Annotated in this window: 19 protein-coding genes; 6 read left to right on the top strand and 13 right to left on the bottom strand. The window is 73.4% G+C overall.

Translation table 11 applies throughout. From position 1 onward, the window contains the following. Positions 1 to 10: 10 nt before the first annotated feature. Entirely contained in the window at positions 11 to 2,593 is a 2,583-nt protein-coding gene (locus ACZ6C6_RS21960; RefSeq protein ID WP_469204953.1) for a bifunctional FO biosynthesis protein CofGH, read from the bottom strand. 36 nt (positions 2,594 to 2,629) lie between these two features. Continuing rightward, positions 2,630 to 3,946, bottom strand: coding sequence for a serine/threonine-protein kinase (locus ACZ6C6_RS21965; protein ID WP_469204954.1), 1,317 nt, complete (start codon positions 3,944 to 3,946; stop codon positions 2,630 to 2,632). A gap of 259 nt (positions 3,947 to 4,205) precedes the next feature. Between ACZ6C6_RS21965 and helR the strand changes: the two genes are divergently transcribed. The 3 genes from helR to ACZ6C6_RS21980 all read left to right on the top strand — a co-directional run bounded on the left by helR (position 4,206) and on the right by ACZ6C6_RS21980 (position 7,538). Further along, positions 4,206 to 6,380: an RNA polymerase recycling motor ATPase HelR gene (helR, locus tag ACZ6C6_RS21970; protein ID WP_469205031.1), complete on the top strand. Its 2,175-nt coding sequence runs from the start codon at positions 4,206 to 4,208 to the stop codon at positions 6,378 to 6,380. A 100-nt stretch (positions 6,381 to 6,480) separates the two neighbouring features. Continuing rightward, positions 6,481 to 6,615: a DUF397 domain-containing protein gene (locus tag ACZ6C6_RS21975; protein ID WP_469204955.1), complete on the top strand. Its 135-nt coding sequence runs from the start codon at positions 6,481 to 6,483 to the stop codon at positions 6,613 to 6,615. 239 nt (positions 6,616 to 6,854) lie between these two features. Beyond that, on the top strand, positions 6,855 to 7,538 hold the full coding sequence (locus tag ACZ6C6_RS21980; protein WP_469204956.1) for a DUF4232 domain-containing protein: 684 nt from the start codon (positions 6,855 to 6,857) through the stop codon (positions 7,536 to 7,538). A 59-nt stretch (positions 7,539 to 7,597) separates the two neighbouring features. Here the strand turns inward: ACZ6C6_RS21980 and ACZ6C6_RS21985 are convergent, their stop codons facing one another. The 8 genes from ACZ6C6_RS21985 to ACZ6C6_RS22020 all read right to left on the bottom strand — a co-directional run bounded on the left by ACZ6C6_RS21985 (position 7,598) and on the right by ACZ6C6_RS22020 (position 15,100). Beyond that, positions 7,598 to 8,248, bottom strand: coding sequence for a DUF4333 domain-containing protein (locus ACZ6C6_RS21985; RefSeq protein WP_469204957.1), 651 nt, complete (start codon positions 8,246 to 8,248; stop codon positions 7,598 to 7,600). 378 nt (positions 8,249 to 8,626) lie between these two features. Continuing rightward, positions 8,627 to 9,223: a hypothetical protein gene (locus ACZ6C6_RS21990; protein WP_469204958.1), complete on the bottom strand. Its 597-nt coding sequence runs from the start codon at positions 9,221 to 9,223 to the stop codon at positions 8,627 to 8,629. 37 nt (positions 9,224 to 9,260) lie between these two features. Then, complete coding sequence (locus tag ACZ6C6_RS21995; RefSeq protein WP_469204959.1) at positions 9,261 to 10,091, bottom strand: LLM class F420-dependent oxidoreductase; 831 nt, start codon at positions 10,089 to 10,091, stop codon at positions 9,261 to 9,263. A gap of 119 nt (positions 10,092 to 10,210) precedes the next feature. Beyond that, positions 10,211 to 11,041: a hypothetical protein gene (locus ACZ6C6_RS22000; protein ID WP_469204960.1), complete on the bottom strand. Its 831-nt coding sequence runs from the start codon at positions 11,039 to 11,041 to the stop codon at positions 10,211 to 10,213. A gap of 114 nt (positions 11,042 to 11,155) precedes the next feature. Continuing rightward, on the bottom strand, positions 11,156 to 12,436 hold the full coding sequence (locus tag ACZ6C6_RS22005) for an MFS transporter (protein ID WP_469204961.1): 1,281 nt from the start codon (positions 12,434 to 12,436) through the stop codon (positions 11,156 to 11,158). Positions 12,437 to 12,627: 191 nt separating this feature from the next. Beyond that, the gene (locus tag ACZ6C6_RS22010) at positions 12,628 to 13,404 is read right to left on the bottom strand and encodes an ABC transporter permease (protein ID WP_469204962.1); all 777 of its coding nucleotides are present in this window, start codon (positions 13,402 to 13,404) and stop codon (positions 12,628 to 12,630) included. Then, the gene (locus ACZ6C6_RS22015; RefSeq protein ID WP_469204963.1) at positions 13,401 to 14,375 is read right to left on the bottom strand and encodes an ATP-binding cassette domain-containing protein; all 975 of its coding nucleotides are present in this window, start codon (positions 14,373 to 14,375) and stop codon (positions 13,401 to 13,403) included. Before ACZ6C6_RS22015 ends, ACZ6C6_RS22010 begins: the two co-directional genes overlap by 4 nt. Positions 14,376 to 14,431: 56 nt before the next feature. Then, the gene (locus tag ACZ6C6_RS22020; RefSeq protein ID WP_469204964.1) at positions 14,432 to 15,100 is read right to left on the bottom strand and encodes a DUF4097 family beta strand repeat-containing protein; all 669 of its coding nucleotides are present in this window, start codon (positions 15,098 to 15,100) and stop codon (positions 14,432 to 14,434) included. A gap of 262 nt (positions 15,101 to 15,362) precedes the next feature. On the opposite strand from ACZ6C6_RS22020, the gene ACZ6C6_RS22025 reads away from it, so the two are divergent. After that, positions 15,363 to 16,085 (top strand): helix-turn-helix domain-containing protein, encoded by a 723-nt coding sequence (locus ACZ6C6_RS22025; protein ID WP_469204965.1) that lies wholly within the window; start codon positions 15,363 to 15,365, stop codon positions 16,083 to 16,085. A 47-nt stretch (positions 16,086 to 16,132) separates the two neighbouring features. On the opposite strand, the gene ACZ6C6_RS22030 is transcribed toward ACZ6C6_RS22025, so the two are convergent. Together ACZ6C6_RS22030 and ACZ6C6_RS22035 are read right to left on the bottom strand one after the other, a co-directional pair. Beyond that, positions 16,133 to 18,040: an AMP-dependent synthetase/ligase gene (locus ACZ6C6_RS22030; RefSeq protein ID WP_469204966.1), complete on the bottom strand. Its 1,908-nt coding sequence runs from the start codon at positions 18,038 to 18,040 to the stop codon at positions 16,133 to 16,135. 283 nt (positions 18,041 to 18,323) lie between these two features. Continuing rightward, the gene (locus ACZ6C6_RS22035) at positions 18,324 to 19,622 is read right to left on the bottom strand and encodes an acetyl-CoA C-acetyltransferase (RefSeq protein ID WP_469204967.1); all 1,299 of its coding nucleotides are present in this window, start codon (positions 19,620 to 19,622) and stop codon (positions 18,324 to 18,326) included. 76 nt (positions 19,623 to 19,698) lie between these two features. On the opposite strand from ACZ6C6_RS22035, the gene ACZ6C6_RS22040 reads away from it, so the two are divergent. Beyond that, positions 19,699 to 21,018 carry a 3-oxoacyl-ACP reductase gene (locus ACZ6C6_RS22040; protein ID WP_469204968.1) on the top strand — a complete coding sequence of 440 codons (1,320 nt, stop codon included), beginning with the start codon at positions 19,699 to 19,701 and terminating at the stop codon, positions 21,016 to 21,018. A gap of 4 nt (positions 21,019 to 21,022) precedes the next feature. Continuing rightward, a complete protein-coding gene (locus ACZ6C6_RS22045) occupies positions 21,023 to 21,835 on the top strand; it encodes a MaoC/PaaZ C-terminal domain-containing protein (RefSeq protein ID WP_469204969.1) in 813 nt (270 codons plus the stop codon). Here ACZ6C6_RS22045 and ACZ6C6_RS22050 read toward each other — a convergent pair. Beyond that, on the bottom strand, positions 21,825 to 22,445 hold the full coding sequence (locus tag ACZ6C6_RS22050; protein WP_469205032.1) for a TetR/AcrR family transcriptional regulator: 621 nt from the start codon (positions 22,443 to 22,445) through the stop codon (positions 21,825 to 21,827). The two genes, ACZ6C6_RS22045 and ACZ6C6_RS22050, sit on opposite strands and share 11 nt — an antisense overlap. Between the last annotated feature and the right edge of the window lie 104 nt (positions 22,446 to 22,549).

A 22,549-nucleotide genomic window follows, 5' to 3' on the forward strand; every position in this document is an offset into this window, starting at 1 on the left:
GCCCGCCCCCTCAGTCCCCCAGCACCGGCAACAGCTCCGGCAGATGGCCGTCCGAGGCTCCGGCCGCCGCCACCCGCTCCGCCGGGACCTCTCCGTACAGCGTCGTACGCGGCTTCGCCGGGCGGCCCGCGAGTTCCGCGATGGCCTCCAGGTCGCGGACCGAGCGGTAGGAGCCGTAACTCGACCCGGCCATGCGGGAGATGGTCTCCTCCATGAGCGTGCCGCCCAGGTCGTTCGCGCCGGAGCGGAGCATCTCGGCGGCGCCCTCCGTGCCGAGCTTGACCCAGCTGGTCTGGATGTTGGTGATGTGCGGGTGCAGGAGGAGGCGGGCCATCGCGGTGACGGCCCTGTTGTCGCGGTCGGTCGGGCCGGGGCGGGCGATCCCCGCGAGGTAGACCGGTGCGTTGGTGTGGATGAAGGGGAGCGTCACGAACTCCGTGAAGCCGCCGGTCTCCTGCTGGAGCGCGGCCAGGGTGCGCAGGTGGCCGAGCCAGTGGCGGGGCTGGTCGACGTGGCCGTACATCATGGTGGAGGAGGACCGCAGGCCCACCTCGTGGGCGGTCCTGATGACCTCCAGCCAGGTCGCGGTGGGCAGCTTGCCCTTGGTGAGGACCCAGCGGACCTCGTCGTCCAGGATCTCGGCCGCCGTGCCCGGGATCGAGCCGAGCCCGGCCTCCTTCGCGGCGGTCAGCCAGTCCCGGATCGACATGCCGGTGCGGGTGGCCCCGTTGACGACCTCCATCGGCGAGAACGCGTGGACGTGGATGCCGGGCACCCGCTCCTTCACCGCCCGCGCGATGTCGAAGTACGCCGTGCCGGGCAGGTCCGGGTGGATGCCGCCCTGCATGCACACCTCGACCGCGCCCACGTCCCACGCCTGGGCGGCCCGGTCCGCGACCTGGTCGAGCGAGAGGGTGTACGCGTCGGCGTCGGTGCGGCGCTGGGCGAAGGCGCAGAAGCGGCAGCCGGTGTAGCAGACGTTGGTGAAGTTGATGTTCCGCGTGACGATGTACGTGACGTCGTCGCCGACCACGTCCCGCCGCAGCGCGTCCGCGATCCGGCACAGCTCGTCCAGGGCCGGTCCTTCCGCGTGCAGCAGCGTGAGCGCCTGGTCGTCGGTGAGCTTCGTCGGGTCGTCCGCCGCCTGGCTCAGCGCCGCGCGCACGTCCCCGTCGATCCGGGACGGCACCATGCCGGGGGCCGCCGCCTCGCGCAGCGCCTCCCAGTCCCCGTAGACGACGTCGAAGTCGTCGCGGCGGTCGCCGGTGCGGCCCTCCGTGTCGATGGTGCGGTGCAGGTCGGTGCGGCCGGAGGCGTTGAACCCCTCGTCCGGCTCCTGCCAGGGCAGCCCCGCCGGAATGGCGCCCTCGCGGGCGAGCCCGGTCTCCGGGTCGGCGAGCGCGCGGACGTGCGGGAGCAGGCGCGGGTCCAGCCAGGGTTCGCCGCGCTGGATGAACTCCGGGTAGATGGTGAGGCGTTCACGCAGCTCGAAGCCCGCATCGGCGGTGCGGGCGGCGAGCTCGTCGATGTGCGGCCAGGGGCGCTCGGGGTTGACGTGGTCGGGGGTGAGCGGTGACACGCCGCCCCAGTCGTCGATGCCCGCGCCGATGAGCAGCGCGTACTCCGCGTCGACCAGGTTCGGCGGGGCCTGGATGCGGGCGGACGGGCCGAGGATGTGCCGGGCGACGGCGATCGCGGCGGCCAGCTCCTCCAGCTCCGCGTCCGGCATGCCGCGCATCGCGGTGTCCGGCTTGGCCCGGAAGTTCTGGACGATGACCTCCTGGATGCCGTGGTAGGCCCGGGCGGTCCGGCGCAGCTCGAAGAGGGAGTCCGCGCGCTCCTCATACGACTCGCCGATGCCGATCAGGATGCCCGTGGTGAACGGCACGTTGGACCGGCCCGCGTCCTCAAGCACCCGCAGCCGTACGGCCGGTTCCTTGTCCGGGGAGCCGTGGTGCGGGCCGCCGGGCTCGGACCACAGGCGGGTCGCGGTCGTCTCCAGCATCATGCCCATGGACGGCGCGACCGGCTTCAGCCGCTGGAGGTCCGTCCAGCTCATCACCCCGGGGTTGAGGTGTGGCAGCAGCCCCGTCTCCTCCAGGACCCGGATCGCCATGGCGCGCACGTACGCGAGGGTGTCGTCGTACCCTTCGGCCTCCAGCCACTCGCGGGCCTCGGGCCAGCGGTCCTCCGGCCGGTCCCCGAGCGTGAAAAGGGCCTCCTTGCAGCCCATCGCGGCGCCCTCGCGGGCGATGGCCAGCACCTCGTCGGGCGACAGGAACATGCCGTGCCCGGCCCGGCGGAGCTTGCCCGGCACGGTGACGAAGGTGCAGTAGTGGCACTTGTCGCGGCAGAGCCGGGTCAGCGGGATGAAGACCTTGCGGGAGTACGTGATGACCCCCGGCCGCCCCGCCGCCGCCAGGCCCGCGTCCCGCACCCGGGCGGCGGAGGCCGCGAGATCCGTCAGGTCGTCGCCGCGCGCCTGGAGCAGCACGGCGGCCTCCGCCCGGTCGAGTGCGACTCCGTCACGCGCACGCTTGAGCGCGCGCCGCATCGAGTTGGTGGTGGGGGGTCCGCTCTGAGGATCGGTCATGCCACCGAGCATACGAGCGGGTGGCCGGAGCCCGGATTACGCGTAGTACTCCAGGATCAGCGGCAGGTCCTGGGTCCATTCCCGCAAGCGGGAGCGGTTGCGGGCGGTCAGCGTCCAGGTGTGGACGGCGCCCGCGCGCAGACGGACGGTGACCACGAGGAGCTTGGGCCCTCGCACCGCGTAGTCGATCCGGCCGATCTCCTCCCAGGAGAACTGCAGTTCATGGCCGTTCTTCGCCTGGAACTCGACGCCCAGCGCGTCGATCACCAGCGACGCGTCCGTGCCCACGCCGACGAACCCGATGTCGGTGACGGGACCGGCGGGCGCCGCCTGCTGCCAGGGTCCGGCGGCGGGCCCCTGGGCGTACGGATTGTGGGCCGCGACGGCGGGCGGATAGGGCGAGGGGGTGTACGGGGACGGACCGTAGGGGGACGGCATCACCGGCGGGTACGGGGGCGGGGTCCCGGTGCCCGGCGGATAGGCGGGGGGCGCGGGCGCGGGTTGCCCGGGCTCCCGCGGCCGTACGGGCATGGTCGGGACGTGCACCGGGCCCCCCGGCGCGAACAGGTCCAACAGCGCCTCCGGCGCGGGCCGCTCGCCGGGCTCCTTCGCCAGGCAGGCCGCCACGACGTCCCGCACCCCTTCCGGCACCGCGTTCAGATCCGGCGCCTCGTGCACCGACCGGTACATCATCCCCATGGGCGTCCCCGCCCCGAACGCGCTGCCGCCCGCCGCCGCGACGAGCACGGCGCCCAGGGCGAACACATCCGCAGGGGGGCCGACTTGGAACCCCTGGGCCTGCTCGGGGGCGAGGAACCCCGGCGTTCCGAAGGCCATTCCGGTCGCGGTGAGCCGGGTCGATTCCAGGGCCCGGGCGATGCCGAAGTCCAGGACGCGCGGCCCGTCCGCCGCCATGATGATGTTGCCCGGCTTCAGGTCGCGGTGGACGAGCCCGCAGCGGTGGATGGCGGCCAGCGCCTCGGCGAGGGCGGCGCCCAGCTGCCGCAGCCGCGGCTCGTCCATGGGCCCCTCGGCCTCCACGAGGGCGGAGAGCGTGGGCCCGGGGATGTAGGCCGTGGCCAGCCAGGGCGCGGCCGCGTCGGGGTCCGCGTCGACCACGGGTGCCGTGTGGAATCCGCCGACGCTCCGGGCCGCCTCGACCTCCGCCCGGAACCGCTCGCGGAAGTGCGCGTCGGTGGCGAGCTCGGACCGCGCCACCTTCACGGCGACGGCACGCCCGCCCCGGGACCGCGCCAGATAGACGACGCCCATGCCTCCGGCGCCGAGTTCCCGCTCCACGGCGTATCCGCCGACCCTCTCGGGCAGCTCCGCCCCGTCCGATCCGTACGCCATGCGCTCGGCGCTCCCCCCGTGTTCCGGCGGCCAAGTATGCCGTGTGCCTGCCAATCACGCGGCAGGGCGGGCGGGGCGGGAGCGGTGGTGCGGGGTGCCGGGGGTGTTCACCGGCGGGCGGGAGGGGACAGTCACCTCCGGCCACTCTCAACGTATAGCGCAAGGGGGGCCTTGCCGCAAGGCCCCCCTTGTCCCGCACAATCGCTGATCCGAGCCAGTCACCTGCCGTATTTGGGAGTTTCGCGTAGTGCCCGAACCGATGCACACCACCGCCACCACGAGCGCCTTCGCACTGACCGGCGACCGGGCCGCGGCCAAGGCGGACCCGGCCCTGACCGCAGGGGACGAGCTCCACTTCGCGGCGATCGCGCGCTGCCTGGAGGAGACCGTCGCCGAACTGACCGCCGCCCTCGACACCGCCCGTCGCGCCCCCGGCGGGCTGGGGCGGCAGGGGATGGACCGGGACGCGGAGATCCACCGGCTGACCGCCCGGCTGCGCACCCTGCGCCGCTTCGGCCTGGACCTGTGCCTCGGCCACATGGCCGGGGCGGACGGCTCCGAGCCGGTGTACGTGGGACGGCTCGGCCTCACGGACAGCGAGGGCCGCCGTCTGCTGACGGACTGGCGCTCTCCGGCCGCCGAGCCGTTCTTCGGGGCGACGCACGGCAACCCGATGGGCCTGGCGAGCCGCCGCCGCTACCGGTGGACCGGCGGCCGGGTCAGCGACTACTGGGACGAGGTGTTCACCCCGGACGCCTTCGCCGGGCACGCCGCGCTGGACGACCAGTCGGCGTTCATCGCGAGCCTGGGCACCAACCGGTCGGCCCGGATGCGGGACGTGCTGGGCACGATCCAGGCGGACCAGGACGCGATCATCCGGGCCGGTTCGCGCGGCGCGCTTGTCGTGGACGGCGGCCCGGGCACCGGCAAGACGGTCGTCGCCCTGCACCGTGCCGCGTACCTCCTGCACGCGGACCCGCGCCTCGGGCACCGGCGCGGCGGCGTCCTCTTCGTCGGCCCGCACCAGCCGTATCTGGGGTACGTCGCCGATGTGCTGCCGAGCCTCGGTGAGGACGGGGTGCGTACGTGCACCCTGCGCGACCTCGTCCCGGAGGGCGCGGCGGCCGTGCCCGAGGCCGATCCGGAGGCGGCCCGGCTGAAGGCGTCGGCGGAGCTGGTGCGGGCGGTCGAGGCGGCCGTCGCGTTCTACGAGGAGCCGCCGTCCGACGGCCTGACCGTGACGACGCCCTGGGCGGACGTCCGGCTGACCGCCGCCGAGTGGGCCGTGGCCTTCGAGTCGGCGCCGGGTGTCCCGCACAACGAGGCGCGCGACGCGGTCCTGGAGGAGATCCTGACGATCCTGGCCGAGAAGCACGCGGACCGGCAGGACGAGGAGGTCCCGGACCACCTGGTCCGGCAGGCGCTGCTGCGCGACCGCGAGCTGATGGCGGCCTTCGACCGGGCCTGGCCCCTGCTGGACGCGGCGGACCTGGTCGGCGACCTCTGGTCCGTCCCGGCCTATCTGCGAACGTGCGCGCCCTGGCTCACCCGCGAGGAGGTGGCCCTGCTCCAGCGGTCCGAGCCCCAGGCGTGGACGGTCGCCGACCTGCCGGTCCTGGACGCGGCCCGGCAGCGGCTCGGGGACCCGGACGCGGCCCGCCGCAGGCGCCGCAACGAGGCGACGGCCGCCGCCGAGCGGGCACGCCGGGCGGAGGCGATCGACAGCCTCCTGGAGAACGCGGAGATCGACGAGAGCCAGGGTGCGGTGGGGATGCTGCGCGGCCGGGACCTCCAGGACACGCTGCTCGACCCGGACGCGCTGTCCAACGCCGAACGAGACGCGCTGGCGGGCCCGTTCGCCCATGTGGTGGTGGACGAGGCGCAGGAACTGACCGACGCGGAATGGCAGATGCTGCTCCAGCGGTGCCCCTCGCGCAGCTTCACGATCGTCGGTGACCGCGCGCAGGCCCGGCGCGGCTTCACGGAGTCGTGGCGGGAGCGGCTGGAGCGGGTCGGCCTGGACCGGATCACGCTCTCCGCGCTGACGGTCAACTACCGCACGCCGGAGGAGATCATGACGGCCGCGGAGCCGGTCATCCGGGCCGCCCTGCCGAACGCCAACGTCCCGGTGTCCATCCGCAGCAGCGGCATCCCCGTCGCCCGCGGGCCGGTCACGGATCTGCCCGCCGTCCTCGACGCCTGGCTGACGACCCACCCCGAGGGCACCGCCTGCGTCATCGGCGCCCCGGCGGACTTCCGCCCGCCGTCGCCGCGCGTCCGCGCACTGACCCCGACGCTGTCGAAGGGCCTGGAGTTCGACCTCGTGATCCTGGTCGAACCGGAGCGCTTCGGGGAGGGGGTCGGCGGGGCGGTGGACCGGTACGTGGCGATGACGCGGGCGACGCGGGAGCTGGTGGTGCTGTCGGGGGCGTAGGGCCTCACCGCCCCGGGGCCACCCGCGCCCATACGGTCTTGCCGACGACCCGCTCGGCGACGCCCCACTCCGCCGCCGGCGCCGCGACCAGGCGCAGCCCGTGCCCGCCCTCATCGAGGTCGCGTCCTGCGCGACCGCCGTCCACGTCCGTGACTCGAAGAACGTCCCCGGCCCCCACTTCGACGTGGCGCCCACGGCCTGGTCCGCGTTCGTCACGTACGCGCGCCAGGGCTGAAAGTCCGGACGGCGAGCCCTGCCCCGGCGCTCGCCGTCCGCCCGGCCCCACCCAGTCGTTACGGGGCGGGTGGTGCCGTGCCGAGGACGACCGCAGGACGTATGCGAGGCGTTAGCCAAATATCAGCGGTGGGCGGGATGGTTCACGTGTCCGCAGGTCAAGGGGGGTGGCGACTCGCCCCGTGTTCCGGGCCGCGACCGCATCTCTGTCATCGACCGCCACACACACGGGGATTCCACATGCGCACGACGTTCCGCTCCCGCAAGCGCACCGCCACCGTCGGCGCGGCGCTCACCGCCGCCCTCACCCTCGCCCTCACCGCCTGCAACGGCGACGACCTCGCGTCGGGCAGTACGCAGACCGGCCCCACCGCGTCGACGGGCGGGAGCGGCCAAGGAGGCAGCACCGGCGGGAGCGGCCAAGCGGGCGGCACCGGCGGGGCGGACCAGGGCGGCAGCACCGGCGGAGGCGACCAGGGCGGCAGCACCGCCACCGGCGGGAGCAGCGGCACGGTCGACATCTGCCGCACCGGCAAACTGCAGGCGTCCGCCGCCGACAACACCACGGACAAGACGGTCGGCCTCGTCACCGTCACCTTCAAGAACACCGGCGGCGACTGCCGCATCAGTGGCTTCCCGGGGGTCGATCTGAGCACGTCCCTGGGCGACACCTTCTCCGTGGACCGCAACGCCGATCAGGTCGTGCCGCAGATCCTCAAGCAGGGCGAGGCCGCCGCCTTCACCATCACGTACCCGGTCAACAACACCGGCGGCACCGGCGTGAAGCTGACGGACATGGCGGTGACGCCTCCGAACGAGACCGAGCACGTCACCCTGAGGTGGCCGGGAGGCACGCTCCCCGTCACCGACGGCGGCGAGGACGCCGGGACGATCGAGGTCAGCCCGGTGGGCAAGGTGAGCTGACCGGCCGGCGACGAGGGACGCGCCCGGAGCGGCGCCGACGCCCGGGTGGGCCGGACGCCTCAGCCGCCCGGAGTCTCGTCCGCCTTGAAGTCCATGTTGACCTTGCCGCCGACCACCGACTTCGCGGTGACCGTCACTCCGTACTGCTTGCCGCTGTCGGCCATCTGGCAGCGGATCGTGGCGCCGGCCTTGGCGGGCAGGTCCGCCGGGCAGGAGAAGGCGTCGGGCTGCTTGCCCAGCTGGGCGGCGAGAGCGGCCTTGCCCTGGCGGGCGACCTCGGCCCTGGGGACGGAACCGGACGCGCCGGTGTCGGTGCCCGCGGAGTCGGACGGCTGGGCCGAATCGCTGGGCTGGGGGTCGGCGGAGGCGCCGGAGCCGGCGCCCGCGCTGTCGTCCAGCTTGTAGTCCATGTTCACCTTGTCACCGTCGACGGACTTCACGGTGACGGTCATGCCGAGCTTCTTGCCGCTGTCCGTGAGCGTGCAGTGCACGGACTCGCCGACCTTCGCCTTGAGGTCGTGCTCGCAGGTCACGTCCTCGGGGGCGCGGCCGGCCTCCTTCTTGAGACCGGCGGACGCCTGCTTGGCGACCTCGTCCTTCTTGACGACCTTGTCGCCGCCGAAGCTGAACGAACAGCCCGAGACGAAGAACAGCGCCAGCGTCCCGGCCGCCGCGGCGGCCACCACTCGACTCCGTACGGACTGCTTCATGGGTCCCCCAAGCATCGATGTACACGCCAAGAACTGGCCTGCCAAGCTATCACCGGGGTCCGAACAGGCGACCGAAGCAGCGGGGGCGGCCCTCGGGCGCAGGTCCACCGCCAGGGGCCCGGGCCCGAAATCCGCTCGCCGCCCGGTCCGGCCTCCGCCTACGTTCGACGCCATGGCTGACGACTGCTTCGCGCACCCGCTCCTCGCCGCGCTCTACGACCCGCTCGAACCCGACCGCGGCGACCTCGCCTCCGGCAGCACGCAGACCGGCCCCACCGCGTCGACGGGCGGGATACGCCCTGGAGGACGTCCGCGAGGCGCCCGACCGCCCCGGCCTGGAGCACGTGTTCGTGGCGCGCCGGACCTGAGCCCCGCTCCTCACCCCAGCCCGCGTGCGACGCGCTCCGCCTCGATCAGGGTCTCCATCAGCTTCTCCGGGTCCACCGCGTAGTCGCTGTCGTCCAGCGCGTCGTAGTCCGTGGTGCCCAGCGGGAGCCCCAGGGCGGCGAGTCGGGCGGCCAGCTGCCCGAACGCGACGCGCTCATCCGGTTCGTCCTGAACGGCGGACTGCTCGACGGCGAGGGCCTCCGTCAGGGTGGAGCCGGTCATCTGCCAGAGCGTGAACTCCGTGTCCAGCTCGATGGGCCGCCGCACCGGCTCGTCCGGATGGACCCAGTAGCCGACCCACCCCTTGCCGCCCTTGACGACGAGCTTGACGTACTCCACCAGCCGCGCGACCCCCGCGTTGACGGCCTGCATCTCCGGGTCGGCCAGCTCCTGCTCGCTCAGGTAGCCGGTGTCCAGAAAGGGATGGAGTTCGCCCTCCTCGAAGTGTTCCAGGCCCAGCAGGTGGTCGAAGTCCGTGCGGCCCTCCCAGTGCGCGAGCAGCAGCACCCGCAGGTCGTCCGGCACGGGCAGCCCGTCCAGCCGCTCGCGGGAGAACGCGGCCAGCCGTTCGTCGCAGGTGGTGTCCACAGGGGTCCCTCTCGTGGGGCGGAGCAACAGCGGATTCCTACAGATACGCCGCGTACGCGTCCAGCGTCCGCAGCACCTCCGGTTCCGGGGCCGGGGGCAGTTGGAGGACGACCTCCTCGATGCCCAGGTCCGCGAGGCGGGACAGTTTGCCGGGGGACGGGAGGACCGCGTACGGGACGACGTGGAGGTCCTTCGGGTCGCGTCCGGCGGTTTCCCAGGCGGTACGGAGACGGGGCAGGGAGTCCGTGAGGCCCCCGCCGCCGATGGGGAGCCAGCCGTCGGCGGACTCCGCGATGCGGTCGAACAGCCGGGGGCCCGCCGCGCCGCCGATCAGGGTGCGGGGGCCCTGCGGGCGGTGCGGCTTGGGGTACGCGTGACTGGCGCGTACGGAGCCGAACTCCCCCTCGTACGCGGTGGGTTCCGCTGCCCACAGCGCCCGCATCAGCGCAAGCCGCTCACTGCCCAGGCGGCGGCGGGCCGACCACTCGACGCCGTGGTCGGCGGCCTCCTCGACGTTCCAGCCGTAGCCGATGCCCAGGGTGAAGCGGCCCTCGGAGAGGTGGTCCAGGGTCGCGATCTGCTTGGCCAGGTCGATCGGGTCGTGCTGGGCGATCAGCGTGATGCCCGTGCCCAGGGCCAGCCGCTCGGTCACCGCCGCGGCCTGGGCGAGCGCGACGAAGGGGTCGAGGGTGCGTCCGTACTCGCGGGGCAGCTCGCCACCCGCCGGGTAGGGGGTGTCCCTGCTCACCGGGATGTGGGTGTGCTCGGGCAGATACAGCCCGGCGAACCCGCGCTGTTCGAGCTGGTGCGCCAGCCGCACCGGGGTGATCGTCTCGTCGGTGAGGAAGATCGTGGTGGCGATCCGCATACGAAGGCACCTCCGTCGTTGTCCCGTGACGCTCCAACGTATGCGGTCAGGGGCGTGAAACCGAGACCGTACAGGCGGGCGGCCGGGTACGTGGTCACCCGGCCGCCCCCGGAGCCGCGTCAGCCCCGAGTCGCCGCGTGCATGACGTACGGAGCGCGCATCGTCGCCGGCCCCAGCGTCACCGTGTCACCCGCCGAGGCGATCTGCGCAGTGGTGGACGTGCCGGGGTAGAACCAGCGCCAGCTGCCCGAACCGCTCGCGGTCACGGTCGTGGAGAGACGCCCCGAGCTGTTCGTCTTGACCGTCTTCACGGTCTGGTACGCGCTCGCGCCCGCCTTCCGGAACTGGAGCTGAACGCTCTGACCGGCGTATCCCCGGTACTTCAGCGCCTCCCAGTCCGCCCGGCTCAGCGTGCCGGTGACCTTGACCTGCTTGCCACCGGAGAGCGGGCTCGGGCCGGTCGCGGCGGTGGTCAGGGTCGCGGCGCGCTTGAGGTTGAACGGGGCGAGGCAGTCGAAGATCCAGTAGTCGCCGTCGTTTGCCTTCACGTTGCCGTACGCGCACCAACGGCCGGTCGCGTCGTTGGCGTTGTCCTCGCTGTAGCCGGGCAGGTACGCCGGTACGAAACGCATCGTCGCCGTGCATTCCGACGTGGTGGCACTCAGCTTCTTGCAGGTGGCACCGTCCCACTCGGGCGGGGCGCCCCAGTGCGTCGTGGAGCTGTTCGCCCAGATGTCGCGCAGGCTCTTCACACCGGAGTCGTCCTTGATCGTCAGCTTGACCGGGAAGGTCACATGCCTGCTGACGCCCACGACTACGCTCTTGCCGTTGTTCGACACCCCCTTCGTGATCCGGATGTCGCCCCGCCCCTCGGCGTGGGCCGCCGTCGTGCCGAGCACGGTCATGGCCGCCACGGCGGCCACCGTGCTCCACAGCACGTGTCTTCGCATGTCCCCTCCTCGTCGCGGCCCGCCCCGGCTCCCGGGGCTGCCGCGTCGGCACAGCGTAGAACCGGGGCACGGGCCGTCCGCCGGAGGGGCCCGCGACGGGGCGACCGCCCGCGCTCAGGCCGCCCCGGCCACCGGCTCGGGCGCCTCCGCCGCACCCAACCGCCGCTCGCAGCAGCGCCTTTGCCACACAGCCAGCCCCGCCACGGCGACGCCGAGCGCCAGCCATCCCCCCGGCCCCGCGGCCATCACCACGCCCGTGAGCAGCGGCGGGCCCGCCGACTTCTGGATGGACTGGGACATGCCCGCCACGCCGAGGTAGGCGGCCCGTGCGTCCGGCGGGGCGAGCAGGACGGCCAGTTCCCAGGAGCTGACCGAGCGCATCAGCTCCGCCATCGTGACCAGGACCGCCGCCGCGAGCAGGACCCCGGCCGCCGTCCAGGTGCCGCAACCGGTGGACGTGGCCAGCAGGGCGCAGGTGACGAAGAGCAGCACGCCGTACAGCAGCACCGCCCGCGTCGCTCCGCGCGGGCCCTCCGCCCGGCGGGAGAAGGCGAGTTGGAGCAGGACGACCAGCACGGTGTTGATGACCAGGAAGGCCGGGACGAGGGCGTGCGGGGCGGAGGTGCGGCTGACGAGCCAGAGCGGGAGGCCGACGCCGAGGACCGAGTCGTCCAGGTTCATCGGGATGTCGAGGAGCACGAAGCGGAGGTAGCCCCGGTCCCGCCAGGGGCTCGTGGCGCCCGAGCGGCGCGCCTGGGGCGTCGCCGCCTTCACCGCCCCGCCCGGCTCCCCCGTACGCCACACCAGCGCGGCGGCGACGAGGAAGGAGAGCGCGTTGCCGAGGATCAGCGCGCGGTACGCGTCCGCCGTTCCGGCCGCCAGGCCGATCGCGGCGAGCCCGGCGCCCAGCCCGTAGCCCGCGTTGGCGGCGCTGCGGGACAACGCCTGGTAGGCGGCGCGCCGTTCGCCCGCCGCGCGGGTGGCGAACAGCATCTCCAGGGTCTTGGCAGCCCTGTCCCCCAGATAGGTCACGGCGACCACGACGAGCAGCGCCTCGAACCGCGTACAGAGCAGCACCAGCGCGAGCGTCACCAGGCGCAGCAGGTGGCAGCCGATCAGCAGCGGGCGCACCGGGAAGCGGCTCGCGAGGCGCCCGGCGAGCGGGGAGCCCGCGATGCCCGCCACGCCCGCGGTGCCGAGCAGGACGCCGATCTGCTGGGCGCTGAGGTGGGTGACGAAGGTCAGGTAGAGCACCGAGGAGGCCGCCCACAGGCCGGTGCCGGTGCGGTCGACGGCCAGGGCGCGCAGCATGATCCGGGCGTCCCTGCCGCCCGGCGGGTTCCGCAACTGGGCCAGCAGACCCGCCTGTTGGCTCCCGCCCCGGACGCGCTCCACCTCGTACCCCCAAGTATCTCGACATCAAGAGATCCATCGACCCGCGGAAGCCTGCCGGGATATTCTCTTGATGTCAAGATGCTTGATATCGACAAACATGCCGCCCGGACACGCAGAAGGCGGCGCACAGCCGACGTCCCGTCGGTGTGCGCCGCCCTGAGACGCTGCCGGCGGTGTCCGCCGGCCACGCCCTACTTCGGTTCGCGGTCGAACTGCGCCCGGGACCAGTAGTAGCCGAGGACCGCGAGGCCCACGCACCAGCCGAGCGCGATCCAGCCGCTGTTGCCGATCTCCGTACCGAGCAGCAGCCCGCGCAGGGTCTCGATCGCCGGGGTGAAGGGCTGGTACTCGGCGATCGGCTGGAACCAGCCGGGCATCGAGTCCAGCGGGACGAACGCGCTGGAGATCAGGGGCAGCAGGATCAGCGGCGTCGCGTTGTTGCTCGCGGCCTCCGCGTTGGGGCTGCCCAGGCCCATGCCCACGGCGATCCAGGTGAAGGCCAGGGCGAACAGGGCGAGCAGGCCGAGGGCGCCGAGCCATTCCAGGACGGTGGCGTCGGTGGAGCGGAAGCCCATGGCCACCCCGACCGCCCCGACGAAGACGACGCTCATCAGCGTCCGCAGGACACTGCCCACCACATGGCCGAAGAGGATCGAGCCCCGGTGGATGGCCATGGTGCGGAAGCGGGCGATGATCCCCTCGCTCATGTCCATGGAGACCGAGACGGCGGTGCCGACGGTGGTCGAGCCGATCGTCATGAGCAGGATGCCGGGCACGATGTACGCGATGTACGCGTCGCGGCCCGCGCCGCCGCTCATGGTGTCGCCGAAGATGTAGACGAACAGCAGGAGCAGCATCACCGGGGTGAGCAGCAGGTTGAGGGTGAGCGAGGGGTAGCGCCTGGCGTGCAGGAGGTTGCGGCGCAGCATCGTGGCCGAGTCGCGCACGGCGAGGGAGAGAGTACTCATCGGACGGACTCCTTGGTCGGGGCGGGGATGGTCGCGGTGGCGTCGGCCTCGGTCAGGGCGAAGAAGACGTCGTCCAGGTCGGGGGTGTGCACGGTGAGCTCGTCCGCCTCGATCCCGGCGGCGTCCAGCCGGTCGAGGATGGAGCGCAGGATGCTCTGCGTACCGTCGCTGGGGAGTTGCAGGGCCAGCGCGGCGTCGTCGCGGACGGCGTCGCCGCCGAGGTGGTCCGCCGCGGCCCGGTAGGCGGCGGGGTCGCTGAACCGCAGCCGGACATGCCCGCCGGGCACGATCCGCTTCAGCTCCTCCGCGCTGCCCTCGGCCACCAGCTTCCCGTTGTGCAGGACGGCGATGCGGTCGGCGAGTTCGTCGGCCTCTTCGAGGTACTGGGTGGTGAGGAAGACGGTCACCCCGTCGCCGACCAGGCCGCGGATCATCTGCCACATGCCGTGCCGGCTGCGCGGGTCGAGCCCGGTGGTCGGCTCGTCCAGGAAGATGACGCGCGGGTTCCCGACGAGGGTCATCGCGATGTCGAGGCGGCGCTTCATGCCGCCGGAGTAGGTGGACGCGGGCTTCTTCGCCGCGTCCGTGAGGTCGAACCGCTCCAGGAGCTCCGCGGTGACGCGCCGCCCCTCGGCCTTCGGCAGGTGGTGCAGGTCCGCCATCAGGAGCAGGTTCTCCTCGCCGGTGATCAGCCCGTCGACGGCGGAGAACTGTCCCGTGACACCGATGGCGGCGCGCACCGCCTGCGCGTCGGTGGCCAGATCGTGGCCCCCGACGCTGATCGCGCCGGACCCTTGGCCGGGTGGGATGAGTGTGGAGAGGATCTTGACGGCGGTCGTCTTGCCCGCGCCGTTCGGACCGAGCAGCGCGAACACCGTCCCGGCCGGGATGCTGAGGTCGATCCCGTCGAGCACGGTCTTCTCGCCGTACGCCTTGCGCAGTCCGGTCGCCGTGATGGCCGGGTTCGTCATGGGGATGGCTCCTTCTGCTTCTGCGAGGTGGGGAGTTCTACGAGGCGGGGGGCTGGTCAGAGGCTGCGGGCGGTGATGTCGCCCTTGGTGGTGGTCGCCCGGATGGTCAGGCCGGGCGCGCCGTCGTTCCTCAGGGCGTTGTGGATGCGGCCGACGACGGTGCCCGCGTCGAGCACGGCCGGGACCCCGTGCGCCGCGCCGACCGTGATGTCGCCGACCTGGGTGCTGAGGTTCAGCTCGCCGCGGGTGGCCTCCTCGACGGTCACGTCGCCGCGCTGGGTGCTGAGCTCGCCGGGCCCGGTGAGGCGGCGGACGATGACGGCACCGTCGTGCGCCGAGATCCGGGCGCTCGCGGCCTCGTCCACCTTCACGGAGCGGTAGCCGCCCTCGAAGACGATGTCCCCGAGGCGCCCGACGCCCCGGAACTCGGCGGCCCCGGCCTTCGCCTCGACGTGCGACCCGGCGGGCAGCTGGACGGTGATCTCGACGGAGCCGGTCTCGCCGAGGAGCCGGTTGCGCCCCTCCGTGGCGGTCCGGATGTCCAGGACGCCGTCGGCGTACGCGACCTCGACGCGGCCGGCGGCCTTCGCGTCGCGGCTCTTGGAGGCGTCGGCGGGCAGGACTTCGACCACGGTGTCGGTGCGGTCGGCGGCGATGAACCGGATGTGGCCGGCCGAGATGTCCACGTGGGCGGTGACGACGGCGGGGGTGTCGAACTTCGGCATGGTGCGCTCCTTCTGCGGTGCGGCGAACCCGGGCGGCTCGCGCTTTCCGATGAGAGAAACGCTACGTTGCGTTCATGAACTCGGCAACACACTTGCTGCGCATGAACCGTGTAATTGCACGTCAGAACAGAGAAGTTGGAGCAATGAGCTCAGGCATAACGCAACGATAGATCGAGGATTCGTTGCAATGAACTGCCAGCGAACGCTATAGTCGGCCCACCGGCCACCGCACGGCCGCACCCGCGCCACGAAGGAGTACGCGATGCCGGGAGGCAGGCTCACGCCGCAGGAACGCCGCCAGATCGCCCGGGGCCTGGCCGACGGACTGGCCTACGCCGAGATCGCCCGGCAACTGGACCGCCCCACCTCGACCATCACCCGCGAGGTGACGCGCAACGGCGGCCCCGCCGGCTACCGCGCCGACCTCGCCCACCGCTCCGCCGAGCAGCGCGCCCACCGGCGCCAGAAGTCCGCACCCCGCGACGCGCAGCCGGACCCGCAGCCCCACGGCCGGGACGCCCGGGCGGTGGGCGCGTACGAGGAGGTCCTCACGACCGTCCTGACGGCCTCGGGCGCACCCCAGATGATGTCGAGGGTCCTCGCGGCCCTGATCCTCAGCGACAGCGGCAGCCTCACCGCCGGGGAGCTCGCCGCCCGCCTGAAGGTCAGCCCGGCCTCCGTGTCCAAGGCGGTGGCGTTCCTGGAGACCCAGAGCATGGTCCGCCGGGAGCGCGAGGGGCGCCGCGAGCGGTACGTGGTCGACGACGACATCATGCACCAGTCGATGATGGCGAGCGCCCACTCGACCGCCCAGCTCGCCGCGACCGCCCGCGAGGGCGTCCCCGTCTTCGGCGCGGACACGGCGGCGGGCGCCCGCCTGGAGAACATGTCCCGCTACCTGGACTTCGTCTCCGAGTCGATAGCGCGCGCCGCCGAGCAGGCCCGCGCCATCCTGCACACGAAAGCGCCGGAGCCCCCGGCCTGACGGGGCATCACCCGACTTGACAGGGCATCACCGGGCCTGACGGGACATCACTTCCGGTACAACTCCTCGATCTCCGCCGCGAAGTCCCGCGCGATCGCGTCCCGCTTCAGCTTCAGCGACGGGGTGAGGTGGCCGCCCTCCTCCGTGAAGTCCACCGGCAGCACGGTGAACTTGCGGATCGATTCGGCGCGGGAGACCAGGCGGTTGGCCTCGTCCACGGCGCGCTGGAGCGTGGTGCGCAGTTCCTCGTCGTGGACGAGGTCGCGCATCGGGACACCCTGCTTCTTGCGCATCCGGCACCAGTGCGCGAGCCCGTCCGCCTCCAGCGTGATCAGGGCCGTGACGAAGGAGCGGTTGTCACCGACGACCATGCACTGGCTGACCAGCGGATGGGCGCGCAGCCAGTCCTCCAGCGGGGCCGGGGTGACGTTCTTGCCGCCCGACGTGATGATGATGTCCTTCTTGCGGCCGGTGATCGTGAGGTAGCCGTCGTCGTCGAGCGCGCCCAGGTCCCCCGTCGCGAACCAGCCGCCGTCCAGTACGGGCACGGCGGCCCCGCGCTGCGCGTCCCAGTACCCCTGGAACACCTGCCCGCCGCTGAGCAGCACCTCCCCGTCCTCGGCTATGCGTACGGCGGTGCCGGGCATCGGCCAGCCGACCGTGCCCAGGCGGGGCTTGAGCGGCGGGGTGACCGTGGCGGCGGCGGTCGTCTCGGTCAGGCCGTAGCCCTCGAAGATCTCGATGCCGGCGCCCGCGTAGAACGCCGCGAGCCGCCGCCCCAGCGGGGAGCCGCCGCAGATCGCGTACCGGACGTGCCCGCCGAGCGCCGCCCGGATGCGGCGGTAGACCAGCGGGTCGTACAGCGCCCGCGCGGCGCGCAGCCCGAGGCCCGGGCCGGGGCCCGTGCCGTGTTCGGCGGCCTCGACGGCCTGGCCGTAGCGCTCGGCGATCCGGGCGGCCCGGTCGAAGGAGGAGGCGCGGCCCATCTTCTCGGCCGTGGCCCGGCCCGTGTTGTAGACCTTCTCCAGGACGTACGGGATCGCCAGCAGGAACGACGGCTTGAAACCGGCCAGGTCCGCGAGCAGGTCCTCCGTCCTGATCGACGGCGCGTGCCCGAGGCGGACCCGGGCGCGCAGGCAGCCGATCGCGACCATCCGGCCGAAGACGTGCGACAGCGGCAGGAACAGCAGCGTCGAAGCGGGGTACTTGCTCACCGACTTGAAGACCGGGTGCAGCAGCTCGATGGCGTTGTCGACCTCGGCGAAGAAGTTGCCGTGGGTCAGCACGCACCCCTTCGGGCGGCCCGTGGTCCCCGAGGTGTAGATCAGGGTCGCCGGAGTCTCCGGCTCCAGGGTCGCGCGGCGCTCGGCGACGGCGTCGTCCGGGAGGTGCCGCCCGAGCTTCTTCAGCCGCCCGAGGGCGCCCGTGTCGAACTGCCAGAGGTGCGCGAGCCCGTGCAGCTGCTTGCGTTCCTGGCTGATGACGCGGCCCTGCTCGGCGGTCTCGACCGCGCAGGCCACGGCCCCGGAGTCCTGGAGGATCCAGCGGGCCTGGAAGGCGGACGAGGTCGGGTAGACGGGCACGGTGACCAGGCCCGCCGCCCAGGCCGCGAAGTCGAGCAGCGTCCACTCGTACGTCGTACGCGCCATGATCGCGATCCGGTCGCCGCCGCGCAGCCCCTCCGCGATCAGGCCCTTGGCGACGGCCAGCACCTCGGCGGCGAAGTCGGCGGCGGACACGTCCTGCCAGCTGCCGTCCGGCTGCTTGCGGCTGAGGACGGCGTCGGCGGGGGCCTCGCGGGCGTTGTCGAACGGGATCTCGGCGAGCGACCCGCGCCGGACGGGCGGCGCGAACGCCGGTACGGAGACCTGCCGGACGGCGCCGTCGGCATCCCGCTCAAGCGTCGGCTCGACCAGGGCGGGGACGGCGGGGGAAGGGGCGGGTGGCGTGGACACGTGCGGCTCCTCGGCAAGGGGGACGGGCGGTTCACTGGGGGGGACGACCGGTCGTGCGAGGCGGGGGGGGGCGGCGCCCCCCCCCGCCCCCCCCGGGGGGGGGGGGGGGGGGGCCGGGGGGGGGCCCCGGGGCGGGGTGGGGGGGGGGGGGGGGGAGGGCCCCCGCCGGGGGCCCCCACGCCCCCGCGGGCGGCCGGGGGGGGGGGGGGGGGGGGGGGGGGGGGGGGGCCCCCCCGGTTCCGGGATGGGGCAGGGAGGGGAGAAGGCCCCGCGCAGTGGCCCCCTACGCCCCGTCGGACGACGAGGCGCCGCGTTCGAGGATCGCCGTGACGCCCTGGCCGCCCGCCGCGCAGATCGAGATCAGCCCGCGGCCCGGGGCGTCCCGCTCCGCGAGGAGCTTCGCGAGGGTGGCGACGATGCGGGCGCCCGTCGCGGCGAAGGGGTGGCCGGTGGCGAGCGACGAACCCGCGACGTTCAGCCGGTCCCGGTCGACGGGCGCGAGCCCCTGCTTCTCCCAGGCGGCCAGCGTGGCCAGCACCTGGGAGGCGAACGCCTCGTGGATCTCGAAGAGGTCGAAGTCCTCGGTCCCGAGCCCGGCCCGTTCCAGCAGCCGGGGCACGGCGTACGCGGGCGCCATCAGCAGCCCGTCCTCACCGTTCACGTAGTCCACCGCGGCGGTCTCGTACAGCGAGAGGTACGCCTGCGGTTCGAGTCCGTGCGCCTCGGCCCACTCCTCGCTCGCCAGGAGCACCGTCGCGGCGCCGTCCGTGAGCGGCGTCGAATTGCCCGCGGTCATCGTGGCGCCGGGGTGGTCCGTGCCGAACACGGGCTTCAGCGTGGCGAGTTTCTCCACCGTGGAGCCCGGGCGCAGGTTCTGGTCGCGCTCCAGGCCCTGGTACGGGACGACGAGGTCGTCCAGGAAGCCCCGTTCGTACGCGGCGGCGAGCCGCTGGTGGCTGGTGGCGGCGAGGCGGTCCTGCTCGGCGCGGCCGATGTCCCACTGCCGGGCGGTGAGCGCCGCGTGGTCACCCATCGAGAGCCCGGTGCGGGGTTCGGCGTTGCGCGGGATGTCCGGGACGAGGTGCCGGGGGCGTACGCCCGTGAGGGCCTTCGCGCGGGCGCCCGCCGACTTCGCGCGCCGGACGGAGAGCAGCAGCCGGCGCAGTTCGTCGTTGACGCCGAGCGGGGCGTCGCTGGTGGTGTCCGTGCCGCCCGCGATGGCCGAGTCGATCGCCCCGAGCATGATCTTGTTCGCGGCGCCGATCACCGCCTGGAGCCCCGTGCCGCACGCCTGCTGGACGTCGTACGCGGGGGTGCGCGGGTCGAGCCGCGAGCCGAGCACCGTCTCGCGGGCCAGGTTGAAGTCGCGGCTGTGCTTGAGGACCGCGCCCGCCGCGAACTCGCCGACGCGCTCCCCCTGGAGCCCGAACCGCTCGACCAGGCCGTCGAGCGCGGCGGTCAGCATCTGCTGGTTGGAGACCTGGGCGTAGGGCCCGTCGGAGCGGGCGAACGGGATGCGGCTGCCGCCGATGACCGCGACGCGGCGGGGCTGCGGGAGTGCGAGGGGAATCAACTCGACCAACTCATCTCGACCAGCTCCTGACTCTTGAGTAACCTTACTCCAGAGTAAATCTACGACCGAGCAGGGAGTCTGGACAATGGCCGACCGCTATCTGCACCTGACCGGCACGGCACCCGGCAAGTTCCTCACCCGGAAACTCGGTCTCCCGCAGCCCGCCCGGCTGCGCCGCTGGACCCTGGAGACGCCGACGCTCACCGGCCCCGTCCTCCACCTCACCGCGGGCGGGTCCGCGATCACCGAGGAGGTGGCCGCGCTCCTCACCGCCACCGGCCTTGAGGTCGTCGCCCGCGCCGACCGGCCCGCCGCGCTCGTCCTCGACGCGACGGCCGTGGACACCGCCGCCGGGCTGGGCGCGGTGCACGCCGCCCTGCACCCGGTCGTCCGCTCACTGGCCCCGGGCGGCCGGGTCGTCGTCCTCGGGGTGCGGCCCTCACCGGAGGACCACCACCAGGCCGCCGCCCAGCAGGCCCTGGAAGGCTTCACGCGCTCGCTCGGCAAGGAGATCGGCAGGGGCGCCACCGTGCAGCTGGTCCGGATCGCCCCGTCCGCCGTCGCCTCCGCCGAGTCCACCCTGCGCTTCCTGCTCTCGCCCCGGTCCGCGTACGTCAGCGGCCAGGTCATCGAGGTCACCGACGCCACCCCCGGCCAGGTCCGCGACTGGGCCGCCCCCCTCACCGGGAGGACCGCCCTGGTCACCGGCGCCGCCCGGGGCATCGGGGCCTCCGTCGCCTCGGTCCTGGCCCGCGACGGCGCCCAGGTGGTCTGCCTGGACGTGCCCTCCGCCCAGGAGGACCTGGTGCGCACCGCCGACCGCCTCGGCGCCACCGCGCTCCCCCTCGACATCACGGCCGAGGACGCCGCCGAACGCATCGCCGCCGCCGCGCCGGACGGGCTCGACGTCCTCGTCCACAACGCCGGCATCACCCGCGACCGGCGGCTCGCCAACATGGCCGCCGACCGCTGGGCCCAGGTCGTCGACGTCAACCTCGACAGCGTCCTGCGCACCACCGACGCGCTGCTGAAGGCGGGCGCGGTCAACCGGGGCGGCCGGATCGTCGCCACCGCCTCCATCGCGGGCATCGCCGGCAACAACGGCCAGACCAACTACGCGGCCAGCAAGGCCGGCGTCATCGGCCTGGTCCGCTCCCTGGCCCCGCGCGCCGCCGCCGACCACGACGTCACGGTCAACGCGGTCGCCCCCGGCTTCATCGAGACGAAGATGACCGCGGCCGTCCCGCTCTTCATCCGCGAGGCGGGCCGCCGGATGAACTCCCTCGCACAGGGCGGCCTCCCGGTCGACGTCGCCGAGACCATCGCCTGGTTCGCCCAGCCCGCGTCCGCCGCCGTCAACGGCCAGGTCGTCAGGGTCTGCGGCCAGAGCCTGCTGGGGGCGTGACCCGATGAGCCTGACCCTCTCACTGGCGCGGGGCGCCCTCACCTCGCCCTTCAAGCGCGCCGGACGCCCCGGCGCCACCCTCCCCGCCGACCGCCTCCGGCTGCCAGCCGCGCCCCTCGCACCCGGACGCCTGGCCGCGTACCGCGCGATCTGCGGCTTCCCGGCGACCGGGCCGCTGCCGGTGACGTACCCGCACGTGATGGCGTTCCCGCAGGCCATGCGGCTGATGACCCGCCGCGACTTCCCGCTCCCGGTCACCGGCCTCGTCCACACCTGGATCGAGATCGCCGCCCACCGCACCCTCCAGCCGGAGGACCAGCTGGAACTCACCGTGTACGCACAGGAGTTGAGCCCGCACCGGCGCGGTACCGAGGTCACCGTGGTGACCGAGGCGCGGCTCGCGGGCGCGCTGGTGTGGGAGTCCCGCAGCGGCTACCTGTCCCGGCACGCGACGCGTACGGAAGCGGCCCCGAAGGGCGAACCCTCCACACCGCTCCCCGAGGTCGCCGAATGGCGGCTCCCCGGCAACCTCGGACGGCGGTACGCGGCGGCCTCCGGCGACCGCAACCCGATCCACCTCCACCCGCTGACCGCCCGGCTCTTCGGCTTCCCCCGGGCCATCGCCCACGGCATGTGGACCGTCGCCCGCTGCCTGGCCGAGATCCCGGACCCGGCCACCCTCCGCACCGTACGGGCCGACTTCCGCGCCCCGGTCCTGCTGCCCGGCACCGTCACGTACGCCACCGACGGCACGGCGTTCGAGCTGCGCGGCGGCGAGGACGGGGCGCGGGTGCACCTCACGGGGACTACGGGCTAGGCGCCTGCCACGGGCGGCCGTTCATCAGGTTCTCCAGGCCCGCCCAGGAGAAGTTCATCATCGTCGCCGCCGCCTCCCGGGCCGAGACGCCCGGGGTCTCGTTGGCCCACCCGGCCAGCGCCTCCGCGGCGCCCACCAGGGCCTGCGCGAGGCCCGCCACGTCCCGGTCCGGGAGCGCCGGGTCGTGGTGCGCCTCGCGGGCGGCGGCGCCGATCAGACCGGTCACGAACGCGACGATCTCCTCGCGCATCACGTTGACCTCGGTGGCGAACGGCTCCCCGTGCGTCCGCGCCTGCCGGTAGAGCACCGCCCAGCCGTCCGGGTTCTCCGCGGTGTGCGTGAAGAACGCCCGCAGCCCCTCCCAGAGTTGCCGGTCGGCCGGAAGTCCGGGCTCGACACCCCCCTGCACGGCGGCCAGCAGCGCCTGCGCCTCGCGCCGGATGCACGCGGTGAACAGCTCGTCCTTTGAATTCAGATACAGGTAGACCAGGGGCTTCGACACCCCGGCCAGCTCGGCGATCTCGTCCATCGAGGCGGCCCGGTATCCCCGCTGCCCGAACGTCTGCACCGCGGCGTCCATCATCTGCCGCTCGCGCACCGCCCGCGGCATCCGCTTGTTCCGCACAGCACCCACGCCGACTCCTCCCGCCCCCGCAGCACTACTCCCCGGTAAGGGTACGGGGCCCGCGCGGACCCCGTCGTACGCCGCCATGC

This window comes from Streptomyces sp. NPDC041814 (genome assembly GCF_055590565.1).